The sequence below is a fragment of the Streptomyces sp. CB02056 genome (genome assembly GCF_001905545.1).
GTDB lineage: Bacteria > Actinomycetota > Actinomycetes > Streptomycetales > Streptomycetaceae > Kitasatospora.
On sequence record NZ_LIPD01000025.1, the window covers coordinates 1 to 19,716 of the forward strand.

17 protein-coding genes are annotated in these 19,716 nt (G+C 73.1%); 10 read left to right on the forward strand and 7 right to left on the reverse strand.

Annotated features, from left to right (window positions below; translation table 11 throughout):
• The first annotated feature begins 629 nt into the window (after positions 1 to 629).
• Together AMK13_RS39210 and ptsP are read left to right on the forward strand one after the other, a co-directional pair.
• Positions 630 to 1,079 carry a PTS sugar transporter subunit IIA gene (locus tag AMK13_RS39210; RefSeq protein ID WP_049657699.1) on the forward strand — a complete coding sequence of 150 codons (450 nt, stop codon included), beginning with the start codon at positions 630 to 632 and terminating at the stop codon, positions 1,077 to 1,079.
• 97 nt (positions 1,080 to 1,176) lie between these two features.
• Positions 1,177 to 2,847 carry a phosphoenolpyruvate--protein phosphotransferase gene (gene ptsP / locus AMK13_RS39215; RefSeq protein ID WP_074006345.1) on the forward strand — a complete coding sequence of 557 codons (1,671 nt, stop codon included), beginning with the start codon at positions 1,177 to 1,179 and terminating at the stop codon, positions 2,845 to 2,847.
• 83 nt (positions 2,848 to 2,930) lie between these two features.
• Here the strand turns inward: ptsP and AMK13_RS39220 are convergent, their stop codons facing one another.
• The 3 genes from AMK13_RS39220 to AMK13_RS39230 form a co-directional block, all read right to left on the reverse strand.
• Positions 2,931 to 4,949 carry an acetoacetate--CoA ligase gene (locus AMK13_RS39220; RefSeq protein ID WP_074006346.1) on the reverse strand — a complete coding sequence of 673 codons (2,019 nt, stop codon included), beginning with the start codon at positions 4,947 to 4,949 and terminating at the stop codon, positions 2,931 to 2,933.
• A 118-nt stretch (positions 4,950 to 5,067) separates the two neighbouring features.
• A complete protein-coding gene (locus AMK13_RS39225; protein WP_074006347.1) occupies positions 5,068 to 5,634 on the reverse strand; it encodes an NUDIX domain-containing protein in 567 nt (188 codons plus the stop codon).
• A gap of 51 nt (positions 5,635 to 5,685) precedes the next feature.
• Positions 5,686 to 6,618, reverse strand: coding sequence for an NUDIX hydrolase (locus tag AMK13_RS39230; RefSeq protein ID WP_074006348.1), 933 nt, complete (start codon positions 6,616 to 6,618; stop codon positions 5,686 to 5,688).
• A 215-nt stretch (positions 6,619 to 6,833) separates the two neighbouring features.
• On the opposite strand from AMK13_RS39230, the gene mmuM reads away from it, so the two are divergent.
• From mmuM to AMK13_RS39255, 5 genes are all read left to right on the forward strand, one after another.
• A complete protein-coding gene (gene mmuM, locus AMK13_RS39235; protein WP_074006349.1) occupies positions 6,834 to 7,778 on the forward strand; it encodes a homocysteine S-methyltransferase in 945 nt (314 codons plus the stop codon).
• A 216-nt stretch (positions 7,779 to 7,994) separates the two neighbouring features.
• Positions 7,995 to 8,759: an IclR family transcriptional regulator gene (locus AMK13_RS39240; RefSeq protein ID WP_049657378.1), complete on the forward strand. Its 765-nt coding sequence runs from the start codon at positions 7,995 to 7,997 to the stop codon at positions 8,757 to 8,759.
• Between the two features lie 323 nt (positions 8,760 to 9,082).
• Entirely contained in the window at positions 9,083 to 9,802 is a 720-nt protein-coding gene (locus AMK13_RS39245) for an MIP/aquaporin family protein (RefSeq protein WP_234348595.1), read from the forward strand.
• 97 nt (positions 9,803 to 9,899) lie between these two features.
• Positions 9,900 to 11,420, forward strand: coding sequence for a glycerol kinase GlpK (glpK, locus tag AMK13_RS39250; protein ID WP_049657375.1), 1,521 nt, complete (start codon positions 9,900 to 9,902; stop codon positions 11,418 to 11,420).
• 173 nt (positions 11,421 to 11,593) lie between these two features.
• A complete protein-coding gene (locus AMK13_RS39255; RefSeq protein ID WP_049657374.1) occupies positions 11,594 to 13,189 on the forward strand; it encodes a glycerol-3-phosphate dehydrogenase/oxidase in 1,596 nt (531 codons plus the stop codon).
• A gap of 134 nt (positions 13,190 to 13,323) precedes the next feature.
• Here the strand turns inward: AMK13_RS39255 and AMK13_RS39260 are convergent, their stop codons facing one another.
• Positions 13,324 to 14,544, reverse strand: coding sequence for a metal-dependent hydrolase family protein (locus AMK13_RS39260; protein WP_074006350.1), 1,221 nt, complete (start codon positions 14,542 to 14,544; stop codon positions 13,324 to 13,326).
• Positions 14,545 to 14,616: 72 nt separating this feature from the next.
• Here AMK13_RS39260 and AMK13_RS39265 point away from each other — a divergent pair, with 72 nt between their 5' ends.
• On the forward strand, positions 14,617 to 15,237 hold the full coding sequence (locus AMK13_RS39265; protein WP_074006351.1) for a TetR/AcrR family transcriptional regulator: 621 nt from the start codon (positions 14,617 to 14,619) through the stop codon (positions 15,235 to 15,237).
• Between the two features lie 93 nt (positions 15,238 to 15,330).
• Here the strand turns inward: AMK13_RS39265 and AMK13_RS39270 are convergent, their stop codons facing one another.
• Together AMK13_RS39270 and AMK13_RS39275 are read right to left on the reverse strand one after the other, a co-directional pair.
• Positions 15,331 to 16,719: a GntT/GntP/DsdX family permease gene (locus AMK13_RS39270; RefSeq protein WP_074006385.1), complete on the reverse strand. Its 1,389-nt coding sequence runs from the start codon at positions 16,717 to 16,719 to the stop codon at positions 15,331 to 15,333.
• A gap of 2 nt (positions 16,720 to 16,721) precedes the next feature.
• Positions 16,722 to 17,276 (reverse strand): gluconokinase, encoded by a 555-nt coding sequence (locus AMK13_RS39275; RefSeq protein ID WP_074006352.1) that lies wholly within the window; start codon positions 17,274 to 17,276, stop codon positions 16,722 to 16,724.
• Positions 17,277 to 17,493: 217 nt separating this feature from the next.
• Between AMK13_RS39275 and AMK13_RS39280 the strand changes: the two genes are divergently transcribed.
• Positions 17,494 to 18,189 (forward strand): FadR/GntR family transcriptional regulator, encoded by a 696-nt coding sequence (locus tag AMK13_RS39280; RefSeq protein WP_049658539.1) that lies wholly within the window; start codon positions 17,494 to 17,496, stop codon positions 18,187 to 18,189.
• Positions 18,190 to 18,385: 196 nt separating this feature from the next.
• Positions 18,386 to 18,922 carry a hypothetical protein gene (locus AMK13_RS39285; RefSeq protein ID WP_143204763.1) on the forward strand — a complete coding sequence of 179 codons (537 nt, stop codon included), beginning with the start codon at positions 18,386 to 18,388 and terminating at the stop codon, positions 18,920 to 18,922.
• A 15-nt stretch (positions 18,923 to 18,937) separates the two neighbouring features.
• On the opposite strand, the gene AMK13_RS39290 is transcribed toward AMK13_RS39285, so the two are convergent.
• Positions 18,938 to 19,705 carry a metallophosphoesterase gene (locus tag AMK13_RS39290; RefSeq protein WP_074006386.1) on the reverse strand — a complete coding sequence of 256 codons (768 nt, stop codon included), beginning with the start codon at positions 19,703 to 19,705 and terminating at the stop codon, positions 18,938 to 18,940.
• Positions 19,706 to 19,716 lie beyond the last annotated feature (11 nt).

Sequence of the window (19,716 nt, forward strand, 5' to 3'; positions counted from 1 at the left end):
ACACCCGCGTTGAGCGGCACGGCAACCACCGGAATAGGGCGGCCCCGCGCACTGCGTCCTCGCTAGTGTTTGTTTCAAAAGGAATCTCCAACCCCAGGAAACCCTGAGGCCGGGGATGTCAACATATCTGGCGTTGACTTTTGGCACGCTGTTGAGTTCTCAAGGAACGGACGCTTCCTTCGGACCGCCTTCCAGCGGACCCTCCGGGCTTCGTTCTTTCGTGTTTCCAGCTTACCAGATGCTTTCCGTTCCGTTTACCGGGGGTTTTTGCACCTGAAATCTGGCGTTAACCGCCGAGTTGCGGCGACTCGCCCAACCATAGCGGGTCGGCAGCCGGAGCGCGAACCGGGGCGCACCCGGGGTCGCTCGGACGGCGGCATGATTTGTTGCTCTCGCGAGCATATACAGCAATGGTCTCGATTCGCCAAGATGCCTGTAGAGTGCGGCGCATCGGCCAGAGGACTAGACCACTAGCGGGCCGGTGAGTCGCCGGCCGGCTAGGTAGGCAAGGGCGGGGTCTTCGCCCGGGAATGTCAGCAGTTGTCCGAAGTTGACATGAATTAGGCTTCAGTTGATCGTCGCGCCGCTCCTCGCGGCCGCTCGCTGTACTGCACTTGGGAGGCACAACCATGACCACTGTGACGTCGCCGCTGACCGGCAAGATCGTGGGGCTCGCGGGCGTGCCCGACCCGGTGTTCTCGGGTGCGATGGTCGGCCCGGGCACCGCGGTCGACCCCGTTCGCGAGCAGACCACGGCGGTCGCTCCGGTGGACGGTGTCGTCGTCTCCATGCACCCGCACGCGTTCGTCGTCGTGGACGCCGAGGGCCACGGTGTGCTGACCCACCTCGGGATCGACACCGTTCAGCTCAACGGCGAGGGCTTCGAACTGCTCGTCAACAAGGGCGACACGGTGACCCGTGGTCAGGCCGTCATCAAGTGGGACCCGGCGGCCGTCGAGGCCGCCGGCAAGTCGCCGATCTCGCCGATCGTGGCGCTGGAGGCCACCGCCGACTCGCTCGGCGACCTGCGGGAGGACGGCGAGGCCAAGGCCGGCGAGCAGCTGTTCAGCTGGAGCTGACCCCTTCCTTCCGACACCCGCCCCGGACGAGATGACGGGGCGGCCCCCACACACAGCGGTTCCCGGCGGGGCCGCTCATCTCAGCGGAGACAGTGACATGGAGAAGACGCTGCGCGGCGTGGGCGTGAGCCACGGGGTCGCGATCGGCCAGGTGCGGCACATGGGGACGGCGGTGCTGGAGCCCCCGGCCACCCAGATCCCGACCGAGGACGCCCCGCGCGAGCAGGCCCGCGCCCAGGCCGCCGTCGAGGCGGTCGCCGCCGACCTCGTCGCGCGCGGCAACCTCGCGGGCGGCGAGGCCCAGGCCGTGCTGGAGGCCCAGGCGCTGATGGCGCAGGACCCGGAGCTGATGGCCGACGTGTCCCGCCGGATCGCCGTCGGCAGCAGCGCCGAGCGCGGCGTCTACGACGCGTTCGCGGCCTACCGGGCGCTGCTCGCCTCCGCCGGGGAGTACCTGGCCGGGCGGGTCGCCGACCTGGACGACGTGCGCAACCGGATCGTGGCCCGGCTGCTCGGCGTGCCGATGCCGGGCGTGCCGGACAGCGACGAGCCGTACGTGCTGTTCGCGCGGGACCTGGCGCCGGCCGACACCGCGCTGCTCGACCCGACGCTGGTGCTCGGCTTCGTGACCGAGGAGGGCGGGCCGACCAGCCACAGCGCCATCCTGGCCCGGGCGATGGGCGTGCCGGCCGTCGTGGCGCTGCCCGGCGCGATCGAGGTCGCCGAGGGCACCGTCGTCGCGGTGGACGGCAGCTCCGGCGATGTCCTGCTGGAGCCGTCCCAGGAGAAGCAGGACGAGCTGCGGGCGGCCGCCGCCGCGCGCAAGGCCGCGCTGGCCGCCTCCTCCGGCCCGGGGCAGACCTCGGACGGTCACCGGGTGCCGCTGCTCGCCAACGTGGGCGGCCCGGCCGACGTGCCGGCCGCGCTGGAGAACGGCGCCGAGGGCGTCGGCCTGTTCCGCACCGAGTTCCTGTTCCTGGACGACTCGGCGAAGGCGCCCAGCGCCGAGAAGCAGGTCGAGGCGTACCGCAAGGTGCTGGAGGCCTTCCCCGAGGGCCGGGTCGTGGTCCGGGTGCTGGACGCCGGCGCGGACAAGCCGCTGGAGTTCCTGACCCCGGCCGACGAGCCGAACCCGGCGCTGGGCGTGCGCGGTCTGCGCACCCTGCTCGAGCACCCCGAGGTGCTGCGGACCCAGCTCCGGTCGCTGGCCAAGGCGGCCGAGGGCCTGCCGGTGCACCTCGAGGTGATGGCCCCGATGGTGGCCGACCGCAAGGACGCCAAGGACTTCGCGGCCGCGTGCCGGGAGGCCGGGCTGGACGCCAAGTTCGGCGCGATGGTGGAGATCCCGTCGGCCGCGCTGCGCGCCAGGTCGATCCTCCAGGAGGTCGAGTTCCTGTCGCTGGGGACCAACGACCTCGCGCAGTACACCTTCGCGGCCGACCGTCAGGTCGGTGCGCTGGCCCGGCTCCAGGACCCGTGGCAGCCGGCCCTGCTGGACCTGGTCGCCGCGGCGGCCGACGCCGCGCGGGTGAGCGGCAAGAGCTGCGGGGTCTGCGGTGAGGCGGCCGCCGACCCGCTGCTGGCCGTGGTGCTGACCGGTCTGGGCGTCACCAGCCTGTCGATGGGCGCGGCCTCGATCCCCTACGTGCGGACCACGCTCGCCAAGTACACGCTGGCGCAGTGCCGCCGGGCGGCCGAGGCGGCCCGGGCCGCGGACAACGCCGAGGAGGCGCGGGCCGCCGCGCAGCAGGTGCTCTCCGGCGAGTAGGGCGGGCGGCCGACGTAGCGACATGAGAAGGGGCGCTCCCACCAGGACGGTGGGGGCGCCCCTTTCGTGTGCCCCGGGGCCGGTCAGGCCTGGCGGTCGAGGCGGAGCCGCTCGAAGAAGCGCAGGTGCTCGATGCGGTCGACGGAGCCGGGGTTAACGGCCTGCTCCAGCGGGGTGCCGGAGAGGATGCGCTTGACCGGGACCTCGATCCGCTTGCCGGTGAGGGTGTGCGGGAGGCCGTCGACGGCGATGACCTCGTCGGGCACGTGGCGCGGGGAGAGCTCGGTGCGCAGCGAGGTGCGGATGCGGCCGATCAGGTCGTCGTTCAGCTCCGCACCGGGGGCGAGGACGACGAACAGCGGCATCCAGTAGCCGCCGTCGGGCTCCTCCAGGCCGATGACCAGGGACTCGGCGATCTCGGGGAGGCGCTCGACGACCTCGTAGATGTCCGAGGAGCCCATCCGGACACCCTGGCGGTTGAGGGTGGAGTCGGAGCGGCCGTGGATCACGACGGTGCCCCGGGAGGTGACGGTGATCCAGTCGCCGTGGCGCCAGACGCCGGGGTACATGTCGAAGTAGCTGTCGTGGTAGCGGGTGCCCTCGGGGTCGTTCCAGAAGCCGGTGGGCATCGAGGGGATGGGCTTGGTGACGACGAGTTCGCCGACGGTGTCGGTGTGCGGGTGTCCCTGGACGTCCCAGGACTCGACGGCCGCGCCGAGGCAGGGGGCCTGGATCTCGCCGAGGTGCACCGGGAGGGTGGGGACGCCGCCGACGAAGCAGGAGCAGACGTCGGTGCCGCCGCTGACGGAGGCGAGCCAGACGTCCTCCTTGACCTCCTGGTAGATCCAGCGGAAGCCGTCCGGCGGGAGCGGGGAGCCGGTGGTGCCGATGCAGCGCACGGCGGACAGGTCGAGGTCGCGGCCGGGGTGGAGCTCGGCCTTGCGGCTGGCGATCACGTAGGCAGCGGAGGTGCCGAGGACGGTGGCGCCGGTGCGGGCGGCCACGGACCAGAGGGCGCCGGTGTCGGGGTGGCCCGGGCTGCCGTCGTAGGTGACGATCGTGGACCCGACGAGGAGGCCGGCCAGCAGGAAGTTCCACATCATCCAGCCGGTGGAGGTGTACCAGAGGAAGCGGTCCCGGGGGCCGAGGTCGAGGTGGAGGCCGGCCTGCTTGAGGTGTTCGAGCAGGATGCCGCCCTGGCTCTGGACGATGGCCTTGGGCAGGCCGGTGGTGCCGGAGGAGTAGAGGACCCAGAGCGGGTGGTCGAAGGGGACGGGCTCGAAGACCGGCTCCACGTCGTCGGCGACCAGGTCGTCCCAGTGCAGGGCGCCCTCGGGGGCGGGGGCGCCGAGCAGCGGGACGTGCACGACGGTGTGCAGGCTGGGGAGTTCGCGGCGCAGCTCGGCGACGACCTCGGTGCGGTCGTGGTCCTTGCCGCCGTAGTGGTAGCCGTCGATGGCGAAGAGGACGGCGGGCTCGATCTGCTGGAGGCGGTCGAGGACGCTGCGGGCGCCGAAGTCGGGGGCGCAGCTGGTCCAGACCGCGCCGACGGCGGCGGTGGCGAGCAGGGCGACCGCGGCCTGCGGGACGTTGGGCAGGTAGGCGCTGACCCGGTCGCCCGGGCCGATGCCGCGGGCGCGCAGGGCGGCGGCGAGCGAGCCGACCTGACGGCGGAGCTCGGACCAGGTGAGGACGGCCGGCTGCTCGGTGGTCTCGTCGAGGTGGAGGATCGCGGGGCGGTCGGCGTTGGCCGGGTCGTCGGCGGCGCGCAGGGCGTGCTCGGCGTAGTTGAGGCGGGCGCCGGGGAACCAGCGGGCGCCGGGCATGGCGGCGTCGGCGAGGACGGCTTCGGGGGCCCGGGTGAAGCGGACGTCGAACCACTGGGTGATCGCGGTCCAGAACCGGTCGAGGTCCTCGGTGGACCAGGCGTGCAGGTCCGCGTAGCGCTCGGCGGCCTGCTGGTCGTCGGCGGCCGGGGCGAGCGGGGCGGCCGGGGCGCCGTGGTGTTCGGCGGCCCAGGCCTGGAAGGCCACCAGGGTGGTGGCGGCGGCGCGAGCGGGGTTGGGGCGCCAGAGCGGCTGGTCCTGCGGTGGGGTGCTCACGGTGGTGGTCTCCCGGCCGGTGGTGGGGACGGGAGCGCTCGTGGCAGACCCGTCCGGTTGGGCTGTCGGTGCAGACCATGCCATGTGATCGCCCGCCGCGCCAGGGTCGGCCGGTGGGTCAGCGGGGGGTGAACTCGCCGCTGAACCAGCGGCGCAGGACGCCGTTGTGGAAGTCCCAGACGAGCGGGGTTTCGGCGGTGGCGAGCAGCCAGCCGTCGGTCTCGTCGGTGGGGCGCGAGGGCGGGAGGTCGGCGAGCGGGCGGGCCGGGAGCAGTCCGCAGAGCATCACGAAGCGGCCGTCGGGGTCGGAGGCGGTGTGGATCAGGGCGACCTCCGCCGGGTCGGCGGTGATGCCGGTCTCCTCGTGCAGTTCGCGCACGCAGGCCTGCTGCCAGCTCTCGCCGTAGTCCATGTAGCCGCCGGGGAAGGCGAGTTCGCCGTAGCCGGGCTCGATGGTGCGGCGGATGACGACCAGGGCCGGGTCGGCGTCGGGGCGGGTGACGGGGAGGACGGTGATCGCGACGGGCAGCGGGTTGCGGTAGCTGATCTCGGCGCAGCCGGGGCAGGTGCGCGGCCAGGCGCGGGTGTCGGCCGGGTAGGGCGTACCGCAGAAGTGGCAGTGCGAGAAGGGCCGGTGGGCGGTCTGCTGGGCTTCGTCGGCGGTCGTCGCTTCGTCAGTGGTCATGGCCGGATGGTAGCCCGGTCGGCCGAGGGTGCCGCCGGGGGCCGCGGACCCTCAGCGGGAGCCCGCGTCGTCGGCTGTGCTGTCGGTCGCGTCGTCGTCGGCCGTGCCTTCGCGGGCGGGGCGGAGCAGCGCGGGGTGCAGCAGGCGGGCGTCGCCGGCGTGGTAGGTGCGGGCGCGGGGGCCGCCGCGGGCTCCGCCGCGCTCGGTGGTGGTGCCGGTGCTCTCGACGAAGCCGGGCACGGACAGCACCTTGCGGTGGAAGTTGCCGGGGTGGAGCTTCTCGTCCCAGACCGCCTCGTAGACGGCGCGGAGGTCGGGGATGGTGAAGTCGTACGGCAGGAAGGCGGTGGCCAGCGGGCTGTACTCGAGTTTGGCGCGCACCCGGTCGAGGCCGTCGGCGAGGATGCGGGCGTGGTCGAAGGCCAGCGTGAGCGGGCCGGGGCCGGTGCGCCCGTCGACGCCACCCCCGTGGGTGTCGGCGGGCACACCGGCGGTTCGGGACCGGCCGCAGGGCCGGAGGTCCAGGTCGGAGACGGGGTGCCAGGCGGCGGCCGCGGCGTCCGTTCCGGCCTGGGGGTCGGGCAGGTCTGGGGCGAAGGCGAGGTAGGCGACCGAGACGACGTGCATCCGCGGATCCCGCTCGGGGGTGCCGTAGGTGCCGAGCTGCTCCAGGTGGAGGCGGCAGAGCCTGGTCTCGGCCTCGGAGGCGCTCTGCAGGCCCGTCTCCTCGGCGAGCTCGCGGGCGGCGGCCTCGTCCAGGCCCTCTTCCCCTGCGCGCAGGAAGCCGCCGGGCAGCGCCCAGCAGCCCTGGTAGGGCGGGGCGCCGCGTTCGACGAGCAGGACGTGCAGGCCGCCGTGGCGCAAGGTCAGGGCGACCACGTCCACGGTGACGGCGACCGGGGTGTAGGCGCGCGGGTCGTACGCGGCGAGCCACTCCTCCTCGGCCCCGGGCCCGGTGGGGGGCGGCTGGTCGTCCGCTGCCATCGCCGGGCTCCTTTCCGTCGTCGCCGGTGCCACCGGGCCTGCCGTGCCGGTGCTGGATCGTCGTCCGAGGTCTGTTCCGGCCGTTGTGATCAGGCCGTTCTTCTCGGGCTGAGCACAACGTAGCGAGTGCGTTCCCCGGCGGCAAATGGTTTTCCTGCCCGGCGGGGGCCTCCGCCTCTAGGCTGTGACCAGGAACTCTGCCCGAGGAGGCCGCCATGCCCACTGCTCCCCCGCCGGACTTCGCCGCCGCGCTGGCCGCCGGTCCGCTGGTGCTCGACGGAGGGATGTCGAACCAGTTGGCGGCGGCCGGGCACGACCTCTCGGACGGGCTCTGGTCGGCGCGGCTGCTGGCGGACGACCCGCAGGCGGTGGTGGCGGCACACCGGGCGTACTTCGCGGCGGGCGCCGACGTCGCGATAACCGCGAGCTACCAGGCGAGTTTCGAGGGCTTCGCGCGCCGCGGGGTCGGCCGGGCGCAGGCCGCCCGGCTGCTGGCGAGCAGCGTGGAGCTGGCCCGGGAGGCGGCGCGCCCGGAGCCGGGCGGGCGGCGGCGCTGGGTGGCGGCCTCGGTGGGCCCGTACGGGGCGGTGCTGGCGGACGGCTCGGAGTACCGGGGCCGGTACGGGCTGGGCGTCGCGGAGCTGGCGGACTTCCACCGGCCGCGGCTGGAGGTGCTGGCGGCGGCCCGGCCGGACGTGCTGGCGCTGGAGACGGTGCCGGACGTGGACGAGGCGCGGGCGCTGCTGGGGCTGGTGCGCGGGCTTGGGGTGCCGGCCTGGTTGTCGTACAGCATCGAGGGCGACCGGACCAGGGCCGGACAGCCGCTGGCGGAGGCGTTCGCGCTGGCCGCCGACGTGGACGAGGTGGTCGCGGTGGGCGTCAACTGCTGCACGCCGCAGGACGCGGACCGGGCGGTGGCGGTGGCCGCCGAGGTGACCGGGAAGCCGGTGGTGGTCTACCCGAACAGCGGGGAGAGCTGGGACGCCGGCCGCCGGGGCTGGCGCGGCGAGCCGACCTTCCGCTCGGCCCGGGTGGGCGGCTGGCTCGCGGACGGCGCGCGGCTGGTGGGCGGCTGCTGCCGGGTCGGGACGGACGGGATCGCGGCGCTGGCGGCGGAGGTGACGGTGCTGCGGGCGCAGTGCGCGGAGGCGGTGGGCTGACCTCGCGGGCGGGGTGAGGCCCGGCGCGGGGCGGTGAGGACCGGCGCGGGGGCGCGTGTGCACGCCCCGGCCCGGACCTGGGAGCACGGCAGGTGAACACGGGGTCGAGAGCGGGTTACCCGGGGGGAAGGTGCACGGAGTCAGGGCGGCCTGGCAGACTCGTCCCGTCACCACTGTGGTCGACAATGTCGACCGCCTGTCAGCGCGGAGGTTCCCATGCCCGGCCCGATCCAGTCGCTTTCCCGGGCCGCCGCGATCATGCGCCTGCTGGCCGGCGGCGAGCGCCGGCTCGGCCTGTCCGAGGTCTCGACGGCACTGGACCTGGCCAAGGGCACGGCGCACGGCATCCTGCGCACGCTGCAGCAGGAGGGGTTCGTCGAGCAGGACCCGGAGACCGGCAAGTACCAGCTGGGCGCCGAGCTGCTGCGGCTGGGCCAGAGCTACCTGGACGTGCACGAGCTGCGGGCGCGGGCGCTGGTGTGGGCGGACGACCTGGCCCGGGCGGCCGGGGAGACGGTCTACCTGGGCGTGCTGCACCAGCAGGGCGTGCTGATCGTGCACCACGTGTTCCGGCCGGACGACACCCGGCAAGTGCTGGAGGTGGGCTCCATGCAGCCGCTGCACAGCACCGCCCTGGGCAAGGTGCTGGTGTCCTACGACCCGGTCGCGCGCGGCGAGTTGGGCGACGGCCCGTACGAGTCGTACACCGTGCGCACGCTGACCGAGGCGGCCGACGTGGACGCCGAGTGCGCGCTGGTCCGGGAGCGCGGCTGGGCGGACTCGATCGAGGAGACCTGGGAGGGCGTGGCCTCGATCGGCGCGCTGATCCAGGACCGGCGGCGCAACCCGGTGGGCGCGGTCTGCATCAGCGGGGCGGTCGAGCGGGTCTGCGAGGACGGCTTCGTGAAGCCCTCGCTGGTGGCCTCGGTGCGCAGCGCGGCGCGGGCGATCTCCCGCGACCTGGGCGCCGGGCGGTTCTGAGCACATCCACGGGCGGCTCGCGGAGGGCCGTCGATTCGTCACGCTGAGGCGCGGACGGGCGGAGGCCTGTCCGCGCCTCTGGCGTTTTGTCCTGTTTCGGGGCGCTCCGCTCGGTAACGTCGACGGACCTGTCGGGGTCAGGGTCACAGCTCCGTAACCCTGCCTTGACGTGGGGGCGACCTGGGGAGGAAGCTTCCGCATGACGGTCGACATTGTCGAACGATGGCCGGAGAGATCACTCCCACAGTGCGCTCACCCGCACAACGATCGACCGGCCGCCTGCCCCCACCCACCCTCCGGGCCATATGGACAAGGGAGTCTTTGTGTCCGCGTTCTCCAACGGCGACGTCTTCGTCGGCGAAACCCTCGGCACCGCCGCCCTGATACTTCTCGGCGGTGGCGTCTGCGCCGCCGTGACCCTCAAGAAGTCGAAGGCCGTCAACGCCGGCTGGCTGGCGATCACCTTCGGCTGGGGATTCGCGGTCCTCATCGCCGCCTACATGTCGGCCCCGAAGTCCGGTGCCCACCTCAACCCGGCCGTCACCATCGCCCTCGCGGTCAAGAGCGGCGAGTGGAGCCAGGTGCCGCTCTACCTCGGCTCCCAGCTGCTCGGCGCGATCATCGGCGCCGTCCTGGTCTGGGCCACCTACCTGGGCCAGTTCAACGCGAACAAGGAGCCCACCCTCGGCATCTTCTCGACCGGCCCCGAGATCCGGAACCCGGTCCAGAACGTGATCACCGAGGTCATCGGCACCTTCGTGCTCTGCTTCGCGATCCTCACCATCGGCACCAACAGCGGCCTCTCCCAGTCCGGCACCGGCACCCTGATGGTCGCCTTCACCGTCGTCGGCATCGGCCTCTCGCTGGGCGGCCCGACCGGCTACGCGATCAACCCGGCCCGTGACCTCGGCCCGCGCATCGCGCACGCCCTGCTGCCGATCCCGAACAAGGGCGGCTCCGACTGGTCGTACGCCTGGATCCCGGTCGTCGGCCCGATCCTGGGCGGACTCGCGGCCGGCGGCCTCTACAACGCCATCTTCTAAAGGACGGGTTCGACCCCGCCGCACACGGGGACTGACCGACCGACGCGTCAGGCCCACCCACCCCGTAACCCCCGAACCCGAGCCGAGGACCCTCCCCATGACCTCCACCGGTAACTACATCGCCGCGATCGACCAGGGCACCACCTCCAGCCGCTGCATCATCTTCGGCGCCGACGGCCGGATCGTCGCCGTCGACCAGCAGGAGCACCGGCAGATCTTCCCCCAGCCCGGCTACGTCGAGCACGACGCCGCCGAGATCTGGACCCGGGTGCAGTCGGTCGTCCGCGGCGCGCTGGAGAAGGCCGGCCTGACCAAGGACGACATCCGCGCGATCGGCATCACCAACCAGCGCGAGACCACCGTCCTGTGGGACAAGAACACCGGCGAGCCCGTGCACAACGCGCTGGTGTGGCAGGACACCCGCACCGAGGGCCTCTGCCGCGAGCTGGGCCGCAACGTCGGCCAGGACCGCTTCCGCCGCGAGACCGGCCTCCCGCTGGCCAGCTACTTCGCCGGCCCGAAGATCCGCTGGCTGCTGGACAACGTCGAGGGCCTGCGCGAGCGCGCCGAGGCCGGCGACATCCTGTTCGGCACCATGGACACCTGGGTGATCTGGAACCTCACCGGCGGTGTCGACGGCGGCAAGCACGTCACGGACGTCACCAACGCCAGCCGCACCATGCTGATGAACCTGCACACCCTGCAGTGGGACGACAAGATCGCCGAGTCGATGGGCGTCCCGATGTCCGTCCTGCCGGAGATCCGCTCCTCCGCCGAGGTGTACGGCGAGGCCGTCGGCGACCTGGCCGGCGTCCCGGTCGCCTCCGCGCTCGGCGACCAGCAGGCCGCGCTGTTCGGCCAGACCTGCTTCGACGAGGGCGAGGCCAAGTCCACCTACGGCACCGGCACCTTCCTCCTGCTGAACACCGGCGAGAAGATCGTCAACTCGTACCACGGCCTGCTGACCACCGTCGGCTACCGGATCGGCGACCAGGCCCCGGTGTACGCCCTGGAAGGCTCGATCGCCGTCACCGGCTCGCTCGTCCAGTGGCTGCGCGACCAGCTCGGCATCATCTCGACCGCCGCCGAGATCGAGACCCTCGCCAACACCGTCGAGGACAACGGCGGCGCCTACTTCGTCCCGGCCTTCTCCGGCCTGTTCGCCCCGTACTGGCGCTCCGACGCCCGCGGTGTGATCGCCGGTCTGACCCGGTACGTCACCAAGGGCCACCTGGCCCGGGCCGTCCTGGAGGCCACCGCCTGGCAGACCCGCGAGGTCGTCGACGCCATGCAGAAGGACTCCGGGGTCGAGCTCACCGCCCTCAAGGTCGACGGCGGCATGACCAGCAACAACCTGCTCATGCAGAACATCGCCGACGTCCTGGACGCCCCGGTCGAGCGGCCCTACGTGGCCGAGACCACCGCCCTCGGCGCCGCCTACGCGGCCGGACTCGCCGTCGGCTTCTGGAACGACCTCGACACCCTGCGGGCCAACTGGCACCGCGCCGCCGAGTGGACCCCCCGCATGGACGAGGCCACCCGGGAGCGTGAGTACAAGAAGTGGCTCAAGGCCGTGGAGCGCACCATGGGCTGGGTGGAGGAAGAAGAGAACAACTGACCGACAGCCGGTCGGGGCCCCGTGCCCCGACCGGCCGCCCGCCGTTCCGGCAGCGGGTGTCACCGCGTTTCACCGGCCCGCCGCACCGGGCCGACCGGCCTCTCCCGCAGAGGCCGCACCGCACACGAGAGGAGTAACGGCGCCGCCCGACCCGCGCGCCGTACACAACCACCATGGCAACCATCCCGACCCTGGGCGCCGAGCGCACCGCCGGCCACACCGCCTCCCGCGCCGAGACCCGCGAACTGCTCGGCAAGGCCACCTACGACCTGCTGGTGATCGGGGGCGGCATCCTCGGCACGGCCGTCGCCTGGACCGCGTCCCAGGCCGGCCTGAAGGTCGCCATGGTCGACGCTGGCGACTTCGCCGGTGCCACCTCCAGCGCCTCCTCCAAGCTCGTCCACGGCGGTCTGCGCTACCTGCAGACCGGCGCGGTCAAGCTGGTCGCGGAGAACCACAAGGAGCGCCGCGCGCTCTCCACCGACGTGGCCCCGCACCTGGTCAACCCGCTGACCTTCTTCGTGCCCGTCTACAAGGGCGGCCCGCACGGCGCCGCCAAGCTCGGCGCCGGCGTCTTCCTGTACTCGGCGCTGTCCGCCTTCCGCGACGGCATGGGCCGGGTCTCCACCGCCGCGCACGCCGCCCAGCAGGTGCCCGCGCTGCGCACCGAGGGCCTGCGCTCGGTGGCCGTCTACGGCGACCACCAGATGAACGACTCGCGCGTCGCCGTGATGACCGTGCGCGCCGCCGTCGACGCCGGCGCCGTGGTGCTCAACCACGCCGAGGTCACCGGCCTGCGCTTCACCGGCGGCCGGGTCACCGGCGCCGAGCTGCGCGACCGCCTGGACGGCAGCGAGTTCGGCATCGACGCCCGCCTGGTGCTGAACGCCACCGGCCCGTGGGTGGACCACCTGCGCAAGATGGAGGACGCGGGCGCCGCGCCGTCGATCCGCCTCTCCAAGGGCGCCCACGTGGTCGTCAAGCGCCGGGCGCCGTGGCGCGCCGCGCTGACCATCCCGATCGACAAGTACCGCGTCTCCTTCGCCATCCCGTGGGAGGACCACGTCCTGCTCGGCACCACCGACGAGGAGTACACCGGCGACCCGAAGGACGTCCGGGCCACCGAGGCGGACATCGACCAGATCATGGGCGAGGCCGCGCACGCGATCCGCGACGAGCACCTCGACCGCGACCTGATCACCTACTCCTTCGCCGGCCTGCGGGTGCTCCCGGGCGGCCCGGGCGACACCGCCGCCGCCAAGCGCGAGACGGTCGTCACCGAGGGCCGCGGCGGCATGCTGTCGGTCTCCGGCGGCAAGTGGACCACCTACCGGCACATCGGCCGCACCGTGCTGGAGAAGCTGGCCCACGTGCCCGGCACCAGCCTCGGCGAGGACATGTCCCCGATCGCCCCGACCGTCCCGCTGCCGGGCGTCGGCGCGCCGAACGCGGTGGCGCACCGCCTGCTGATCGACCGCGACCCGGGCTCGCGGATGGAGCCGCTGGTGGCCAAGCACCTGGCCAGCCACTACGGCACCCTGTCCTTCGACATCGCCCGCATGATCGACGAGAACCCGGAGCTCGGCCGGCCGATCCACGAGGACGGTCCGGACGTCTGGGCGCAGGTCGCGTACGCGGCGGACAACGAGTGGGCGTACACCACGGACGACGTGCTGCGCCGCCGCACCACCATGACGGTGCGCGGTCTGGACACGCCGGAGATCCGGGCCGAGGTCGAGGCCTTCCTCGCGAAGCGCGGCACCAAGTAGGCACGGCCGGGCGAAGCGCGGTAGCGCGGGTCCTCTGCGGCGGGCGGGCGTTCGGGGTCTTCCCCGGGCGCCCGCCCGCCGTTTCGCCGTACGGCCGTTCGGCTGTACGGCCGTACGGCTGTGCGGCCGGGCCGTCAGACCGGGACGCCGGCCTTGACCACCCGCTTCGGGTGGAGGTCGGACCGGGTGAGGACGGTGAGGTCGGCGAGCGGGTCGCCGTCCAGCACCAGCAGGTCCGCGTGGGCGCCCGGGGCGAGGGTGCCGATCTCCCCCGCCATGCCGAGCAGCCGGGCCGCCGTGGTGGTCGCCGAGCGCAGCACGTCCGCGACCGGCTGGACCCGGGCGCGCAGCGTGAACTCCTCCAGCTGGGCCGGGTGCAGCGGTCCGAGCAGGTCGCTGCCGTAGACCAGGTCGACGCCCGCGCGGTGGGCGCGTTCCAAGGCCTCCAGGCCCCGGTCTCGGACCTCGGCGAGCTTGCCCAGCGAGGCGGCCGGCAGGCCGGAGGCGGCACCGAGCCTGGCGGTCTCCTCGTAGGCGACCAGGGTGGGCACCAGGAAGGCGTCCTTCTCCAGCAGCAGGGCGATCGTGCCGTCGTTCAGCAGGTTGCCGTGCTCGACGCAGCGCACACCGGCCCGCAGGGCGCGGTCGATCGCGCGCGGGTGGTAGGCGTGCACGGTGACGTAGCGGTTGTGGTTCTCGGCCTCCTCGACGACCGCGCGGATCTCCTCCTCGCTGTACTGGACGGCGCCGATCTCGTCGTGCGGGGAGGCGACGCCGCCGGAGAGCAGCACCTTGAGGTGGTGGGCGCCCTTGCGGAACTCGTCCCGGGCGGCGGTGCGCACCGCGTCCACGCCGTCGGCGATCCGGGCGAAGTTCGGGCGGGACTCGCAGCAGGGCAGCACGTCCTCGCCGAGCGGGCGCAGGTCGCCGTGGCCGCCGGTCTGGGACAGCGCCTTGCCGCCGTGCAGCAGCCGCGGGCCGGGTACCAGGCCCTCGTCCAGGGCCCGGGCCATCCCGTGGTCGGCGCCCCCGACGTCGCGGACGGTGGTGAAGCCGCGGCGCAGCATCCGCTCGGCCTCGGCGAGGGCGCGCACGGTGGCGTAGCCGGCAGTCCAGTTCGCGAAGTCGGGCAGGTCGAGCGAGGTGATCAGCAGGTGGACGTGGGCGTCGATCAGGCCGGGCAGCACGGTGCCGCCGGCCGCGTCGAGGACCCGGACGTCCTCGCCGGCGGCGGGCGGGCGGCCGGTGCCGGTGGCGGCGATCCGGCCGTCGGCGGCCTCCAGCCAGCCGAGGTCGGTGCGGGTGCCGTCCTCGGGGTGGAGCAGGTGGGCGTTGGTGATCAGCAGTCGACTCACGGAGCGGCTCCTCGTTCAGTACGGCTCGTATTGAATACGACTCGTACTGAATACACCATGTATCGTTCTCCCGTGAACCCGCCCCCCGCCGACACCGCCCCCCGACCACCCAGACGCCGCATCCACACCCGGGCCCGGCTGCTGGCCGCGGCGAGCGAGCTGTTCCTCTCCGTCGGCTTCGCCCGGACGAGCATCGAGGACGTCTGCGCCGCCGCCGGCTACACCCGCGGCGCCTTCTACTCGAACTTCGGCAGCAAGGAGGACCTGCTGCTGGCCCTCTTCGACGACCAGGCGGGGCAGCGGCTGGCCGAGCTCGCGGAGCTGGCCGCCGCCTGCGAGTCGCTGGCGCCGCGGGAGCGGGCCCGGCGGTTGGTGGAGGCGCTGCTGCGGGTCGAGCCGGCGGAGACCGGGTGGATCCTGCTGTTCCTGGAGTTCCGGCTGGTCGCGGCCCGGAGCCCGGCGCTGGCCGAGCAGGTCGCCGCGCACGACCGGGCGGTCGCGGCCGCGCTGGCCGGGGTCCTGGAGCGGAACCTGCCGGAGCTGGTGCCCCCGGGCGCGAGCGCCGGGCAGGCCGCGGCGGTGGTCCTGGCGGCGCGCGAGGGGGTGCTGGCCCGGACGGCGGCGGGCGGCGCGGCCGCGGAGGAGCTGCTGGCGGCGACGGCGGCGGTGCTGTCGGGGCTGCCGGGGCGCTGACCCGACTCCTGGCACGGCCGGGAGGCCGGAAACGCCGAGGGGCGGCACCCGTACGGTCACGGGTGCCGCCCCTCGGCGGTGCTGCTTCGCGCGCTAGATGATCAGGCTGAGCGGCATGATCAGGGCGATGGCGACCACCGAGATCACCGTCTCCATCACCGACCAGGACTTCAGCGTCTGCCCGACGCTCATCCCGAAGTACTCCTTCACCAGCCAGAAGCCGGCGTCGTTGACGTGCGAGAGGAACAGCGAACCGGCGCCGATCGCGAGCACCAGCAGGGCCGCGTGGGTCGAGGACATGTTCGCGGCGAGCGGGGAGACGATGCCGGCCGCGGTGATCGTGGCGACCGTCGCCGAGCCGGTGGCCAGGCGGATCAGCACGGCGATCAGCCAGCCGAGCAGCAGCGCGGAGATGTGCCACTTGCCGGACCACTCGCTGACCGCGTTGCCGACGCCCACGTCGATCAGGGTCTGCTTGAAGCCGCCGCCCGCGCCGACGATGAACACGATGCCGGCGATCGGGCCGAGCGACTTGCCGACGGTGTCGGAGATCCGGGCCTTGTCGAAGCCGGCCGCCTTGCCGAGCGTCACCATGCCGAGCAGGGTCGCGGCGAGCAGCGCGATCAGCGGGGAGCCGATGAAGTCGAACACCCGCTGGCCCAGCGCCTTCGGGTTGTCGATCACCACGTCGGCCAGCGCCTTGCCGAGCATCAGCACGACCGGCAGCAGGATGGTGGCCAGCACCGCGGCGAAGGAGGGGGTGCGGTCGTGCTTGGCCGTCTCCTCGGGGGCGGTGGCCGCCGGGATCTCCAGCGGGCCGACCCAGCGCTCGGCCACCCGGGCGAACAGCGGACCGGCGATGATCAGGGTCGGGACGGCGATCAGCAGGCCGAGCGCCAGGGTGATGCCGAGGTCGGCCTTCAGCGCGTCGACGGCGACCAGCGGGCCCGGGTGCGGGGGCACCAGGCCGTGCAGCACCGACAGGCCGGCCAGGGCCGGGATGCCGACCCGCATCAGCGGCACGTTGCCGCGGCGGGCGACCAGCAGCACGATCGGGATCAGCAGGACGACGCCGACCTCGAAGAACAGCGGCAGGCCGAGCACGGCCGCGATCAGCGCCATCGCCCAGGGCAGCGCCTTGTTGCCGGTGCGGGAGAGCACGGTGTCGGCGATGATGTTGGCGCCGCCGGAGTCGGCGAGCAGCTTGCCGAGCATCGCGCCGAGGCCGATCAGCAGGCCGACGCTGGCGACGGTGGAGCCGAAGCCCGTCGAGAAGCTGCTGAGCAGCTTGTCGAAGGGGGCGCCCGCGACGGCGGCCAGCAGACCGGAGCCGAGCGTGAGGGCGAGGAACGGGTGCAGCTTCAGCTTGGTGATCAGTACGACGATCGCACCGATGCTGAGCAGCACCGCGATCAGCAGCTGGGAGTCGCTGCTGGTGTGCGGCAGGGCCGGTGGGGCGGCCGCCAGCAGAGTGGGGGCAATGCTCACGCGAGGTCTCCATTGACGGGCCGCAGCAGCGCCACGGCCATCTCGACGAGTTCTTCGGGGGACGGGCCCACGTCCAGGGCGGCGCCGCGCTCGTCCGCACCCAGGGGCTCCAAGGTGGCGTACTGGGAGTCGAGCAGCGACGTCGGCATGAAGTGGCCGGTGCGGTGGGAGAGCCGGTCCTCGACCAGCTCGTGACCACCGCTGAGGTGCAGGAAGAAGGCACCCGGGGCGTCCGCGCGCAGGATGTCGCGGTAGCGGTGCTTCAGCGCCGAGCAGGTCACCACGCCGCCGGTACCGGCCTCGGCCCGCTCCTTGAGCCAGGCGCCGATGGCGCGCAGCCAGGGCGCGCGGTCCTCGTCGTCCAGCGGGATGCCGGCCGACATCTTGGCGATGTTGGCCGCCGGGTGGAAGTCGTCCGCCTCGGCGAAGGGGAGGGCGAGGCGGTCTGCCAGCAGGCGGGCCAGGGTGGTCTTGCCGACGCCCGAGACGCCCATCACCACGATGGTGAGGGGGGACTGCGGGAAGTCGTGGTTCTCGACGCTGAGAGCCATGGGGTGGTGCTCCTTCGTTGCCTGGCCGCCACTATCGCCTCAAAGATATGACGTATTCAAGTGGCGGAAACCAAATCGTCATACTTTTGCGGTGTGGTCTGGGTCGCAGGACGCACGACCCGGACCACGGGGGCGGCACGACCCGGACCGCGGGGCGGCACGACCACCGCCACAGGGCGACGTGAACGCGCGCGGGGCGGGCGTCTACCCTGGGCGGATGGAGATCCAGGGGCTGCCCGGGCGGCTGCTTGACGAGCTCGGACCGGCGATCGCGTCGGGGGAGGTCCCCGAGGGGGCCGTGCTGCGCGGCGAGGAGCTGGAGCACCGGTTCGGGGTCTCCCGGACGGTGGTCCGGGAGGCAGTGCGGATCCTGGAGGGGATGCGCATGGTGGCGTCCCGGCGACGGGTCGGGATCACCGTGCAGCCGAAGTCGGTCTGGGACGTCTTCGACCCGATGGTGATCCGCTGGCGCCTGGCCGGCTCGGACCGGCCCGCCCAGCTGCGCTCGCTCGGCTCCCTGCGGGTGGCCGTCGAACCGGCCGCGGCCGCGCTCGCCGCCACCCACGCGAGCGACGACGACCGGCGCGAACTCAGTTCACTGGCCGTGGATCTGACGGTCACCGCGCGGGCCGCCGACCTGGCCACCTTCCTCGAACACGACATCGCCTTCCACTCCCTGGTGCTGCGCGCCTCCGGCAACGAGATGTTCGCCCACCTCGGGGACACCGTCGCGGCGGTGCTCACCGGCCGGACCGAGTACCATCTGATGCCCGATCAGCCGGAGTCGTACGCGATCCGGCTGCACCGCGAGGTCGCGGAGGCGATCTGCGCCAAGGACGCCGGCCACGCCGAGCGGGCGATGCGGACGATCGTGAGCGGCGCGCTGGAGGAGCTCAACGCCCAGCTGGACTGAACCGGGGCGCCGGGGGCGTCTGCCAGGCCTGCCGGGACGGCAATGGCGGCCCGGATGGCACGGTTTGGCGGCAGTTCGGCGGTTATGGAGGCATAGTCCTGGTTCGGCGGGGCAGAGTGTGCCGAGGGGGCGCGTTTCGTGTGCGCCCGTTCCGTATGCTTCACCGAACACGCGCCACGCGCCTGGGGGTCGCTCGATGTCCGTGCCACGCCGCCGCCGTCGCCGCCTACCCGACGAGGTACGCGCCGCCGCAGTCCGGGCGGTGCTCTGCCTGTCCTTCACCCTGGTCGGTGTCGTGGTGGCGACGCTGGCCTCGTACGCGGACAGTTGGCTGCTGACGCCCGCGCTGCTGGCGATGGGGCTGGGGGTGTTCGGCACCATGTGGTGCCTGGTGGAGATCCTGATCTCCCGCCAGGTCGCGGCCCAGCGGATGCAGTCGCCGGGCTCCGCGCACCCGATGGCGGGCAGCCGGGCGCCCTCCGAGCCGCTGGCCGCGCGGCCGTTCCCCCGGCCCGGCTCGTCCTCGGTGTACCGGCAGCCGTACGAGTCGCCGCAGCCGCAACCGCAGCCGTACGGGCCGGGGCGGCAGCAGCCCCAGCCGTACGGGTCGGGGCAGCCGCCGTACGGGAACCAGCAGCCGCCCCGACCGCCGTACCAGCAGCCCTACCAACCGCCGCGACAGCCACCGCAGCAGCCGCCGCGCCAGGCCCGGGTGCAGCCCAACCACCCGTAGCACCAGGCCGATCGGTCAGTCCCGGAGCGGCAGCGCCCGGTAGTGGGTGGTGAGCCGGCGGTCCTCGTCCAGGACGTGGAAGGCCAGCATCGGCGGGTGGTCGAAGGAGATGCCGGGCCCGCCCTCGAAGGGCAGCGTGACGGTGGAGACCACGCCGGGCGCGATCAGCAGCGGCAGGCCGGCGAAGGCGGTGGCCGCGGAGGTGTGCGCGTGGCCGCAGAACAGGGCGGCCACCCGGGGGTGGCGGCGCAGCACCCGCTCCAGCCACTCCTCGCCGAACTGGCGGATCGGGTCGACGTACGGCAGGTGCAGTTCCACGGGCGGGTGGTGGAAGGCCACCAGGGCGGGCAACTCGGTGCGGCCGGAGGCGAGTTCGGCGTCCAGCCAGTCCAGCGTCGGCTCGTCCAGCAGGCCGTCGTGCTGCCCGGGTATCGAGGAGTCGAGCATCAGCACGTCGGCGCCCGGCAGTCGGTGCACCCGGTTGACCGGCCCCTCCCCCGGCGCCTCGCCGAGCAGCACCTCCCGGTACGGCGACCTGGAGTCGTGGTTGCCCGGACAGGTGAACACCGGGTGCCGGGAGACCAGGACCTCGGCGACCTGCCGGTACTCCTCCGGCAGGCCCTGGTCGGCGAGGTCGCCGGTGACCAGCACCGCGTCCAGCGGGCCGGGCAGGGCGTCGAGGTACGCCATCACCTGCTCGGCCCGCCGGCGGGCACGCTTGCCGTCGTCCCGGCCGTGCTCCTGGCCGAGGTGGATGTCACTGAGGTGCGCGATCGTCAGCATGGCGATCACGC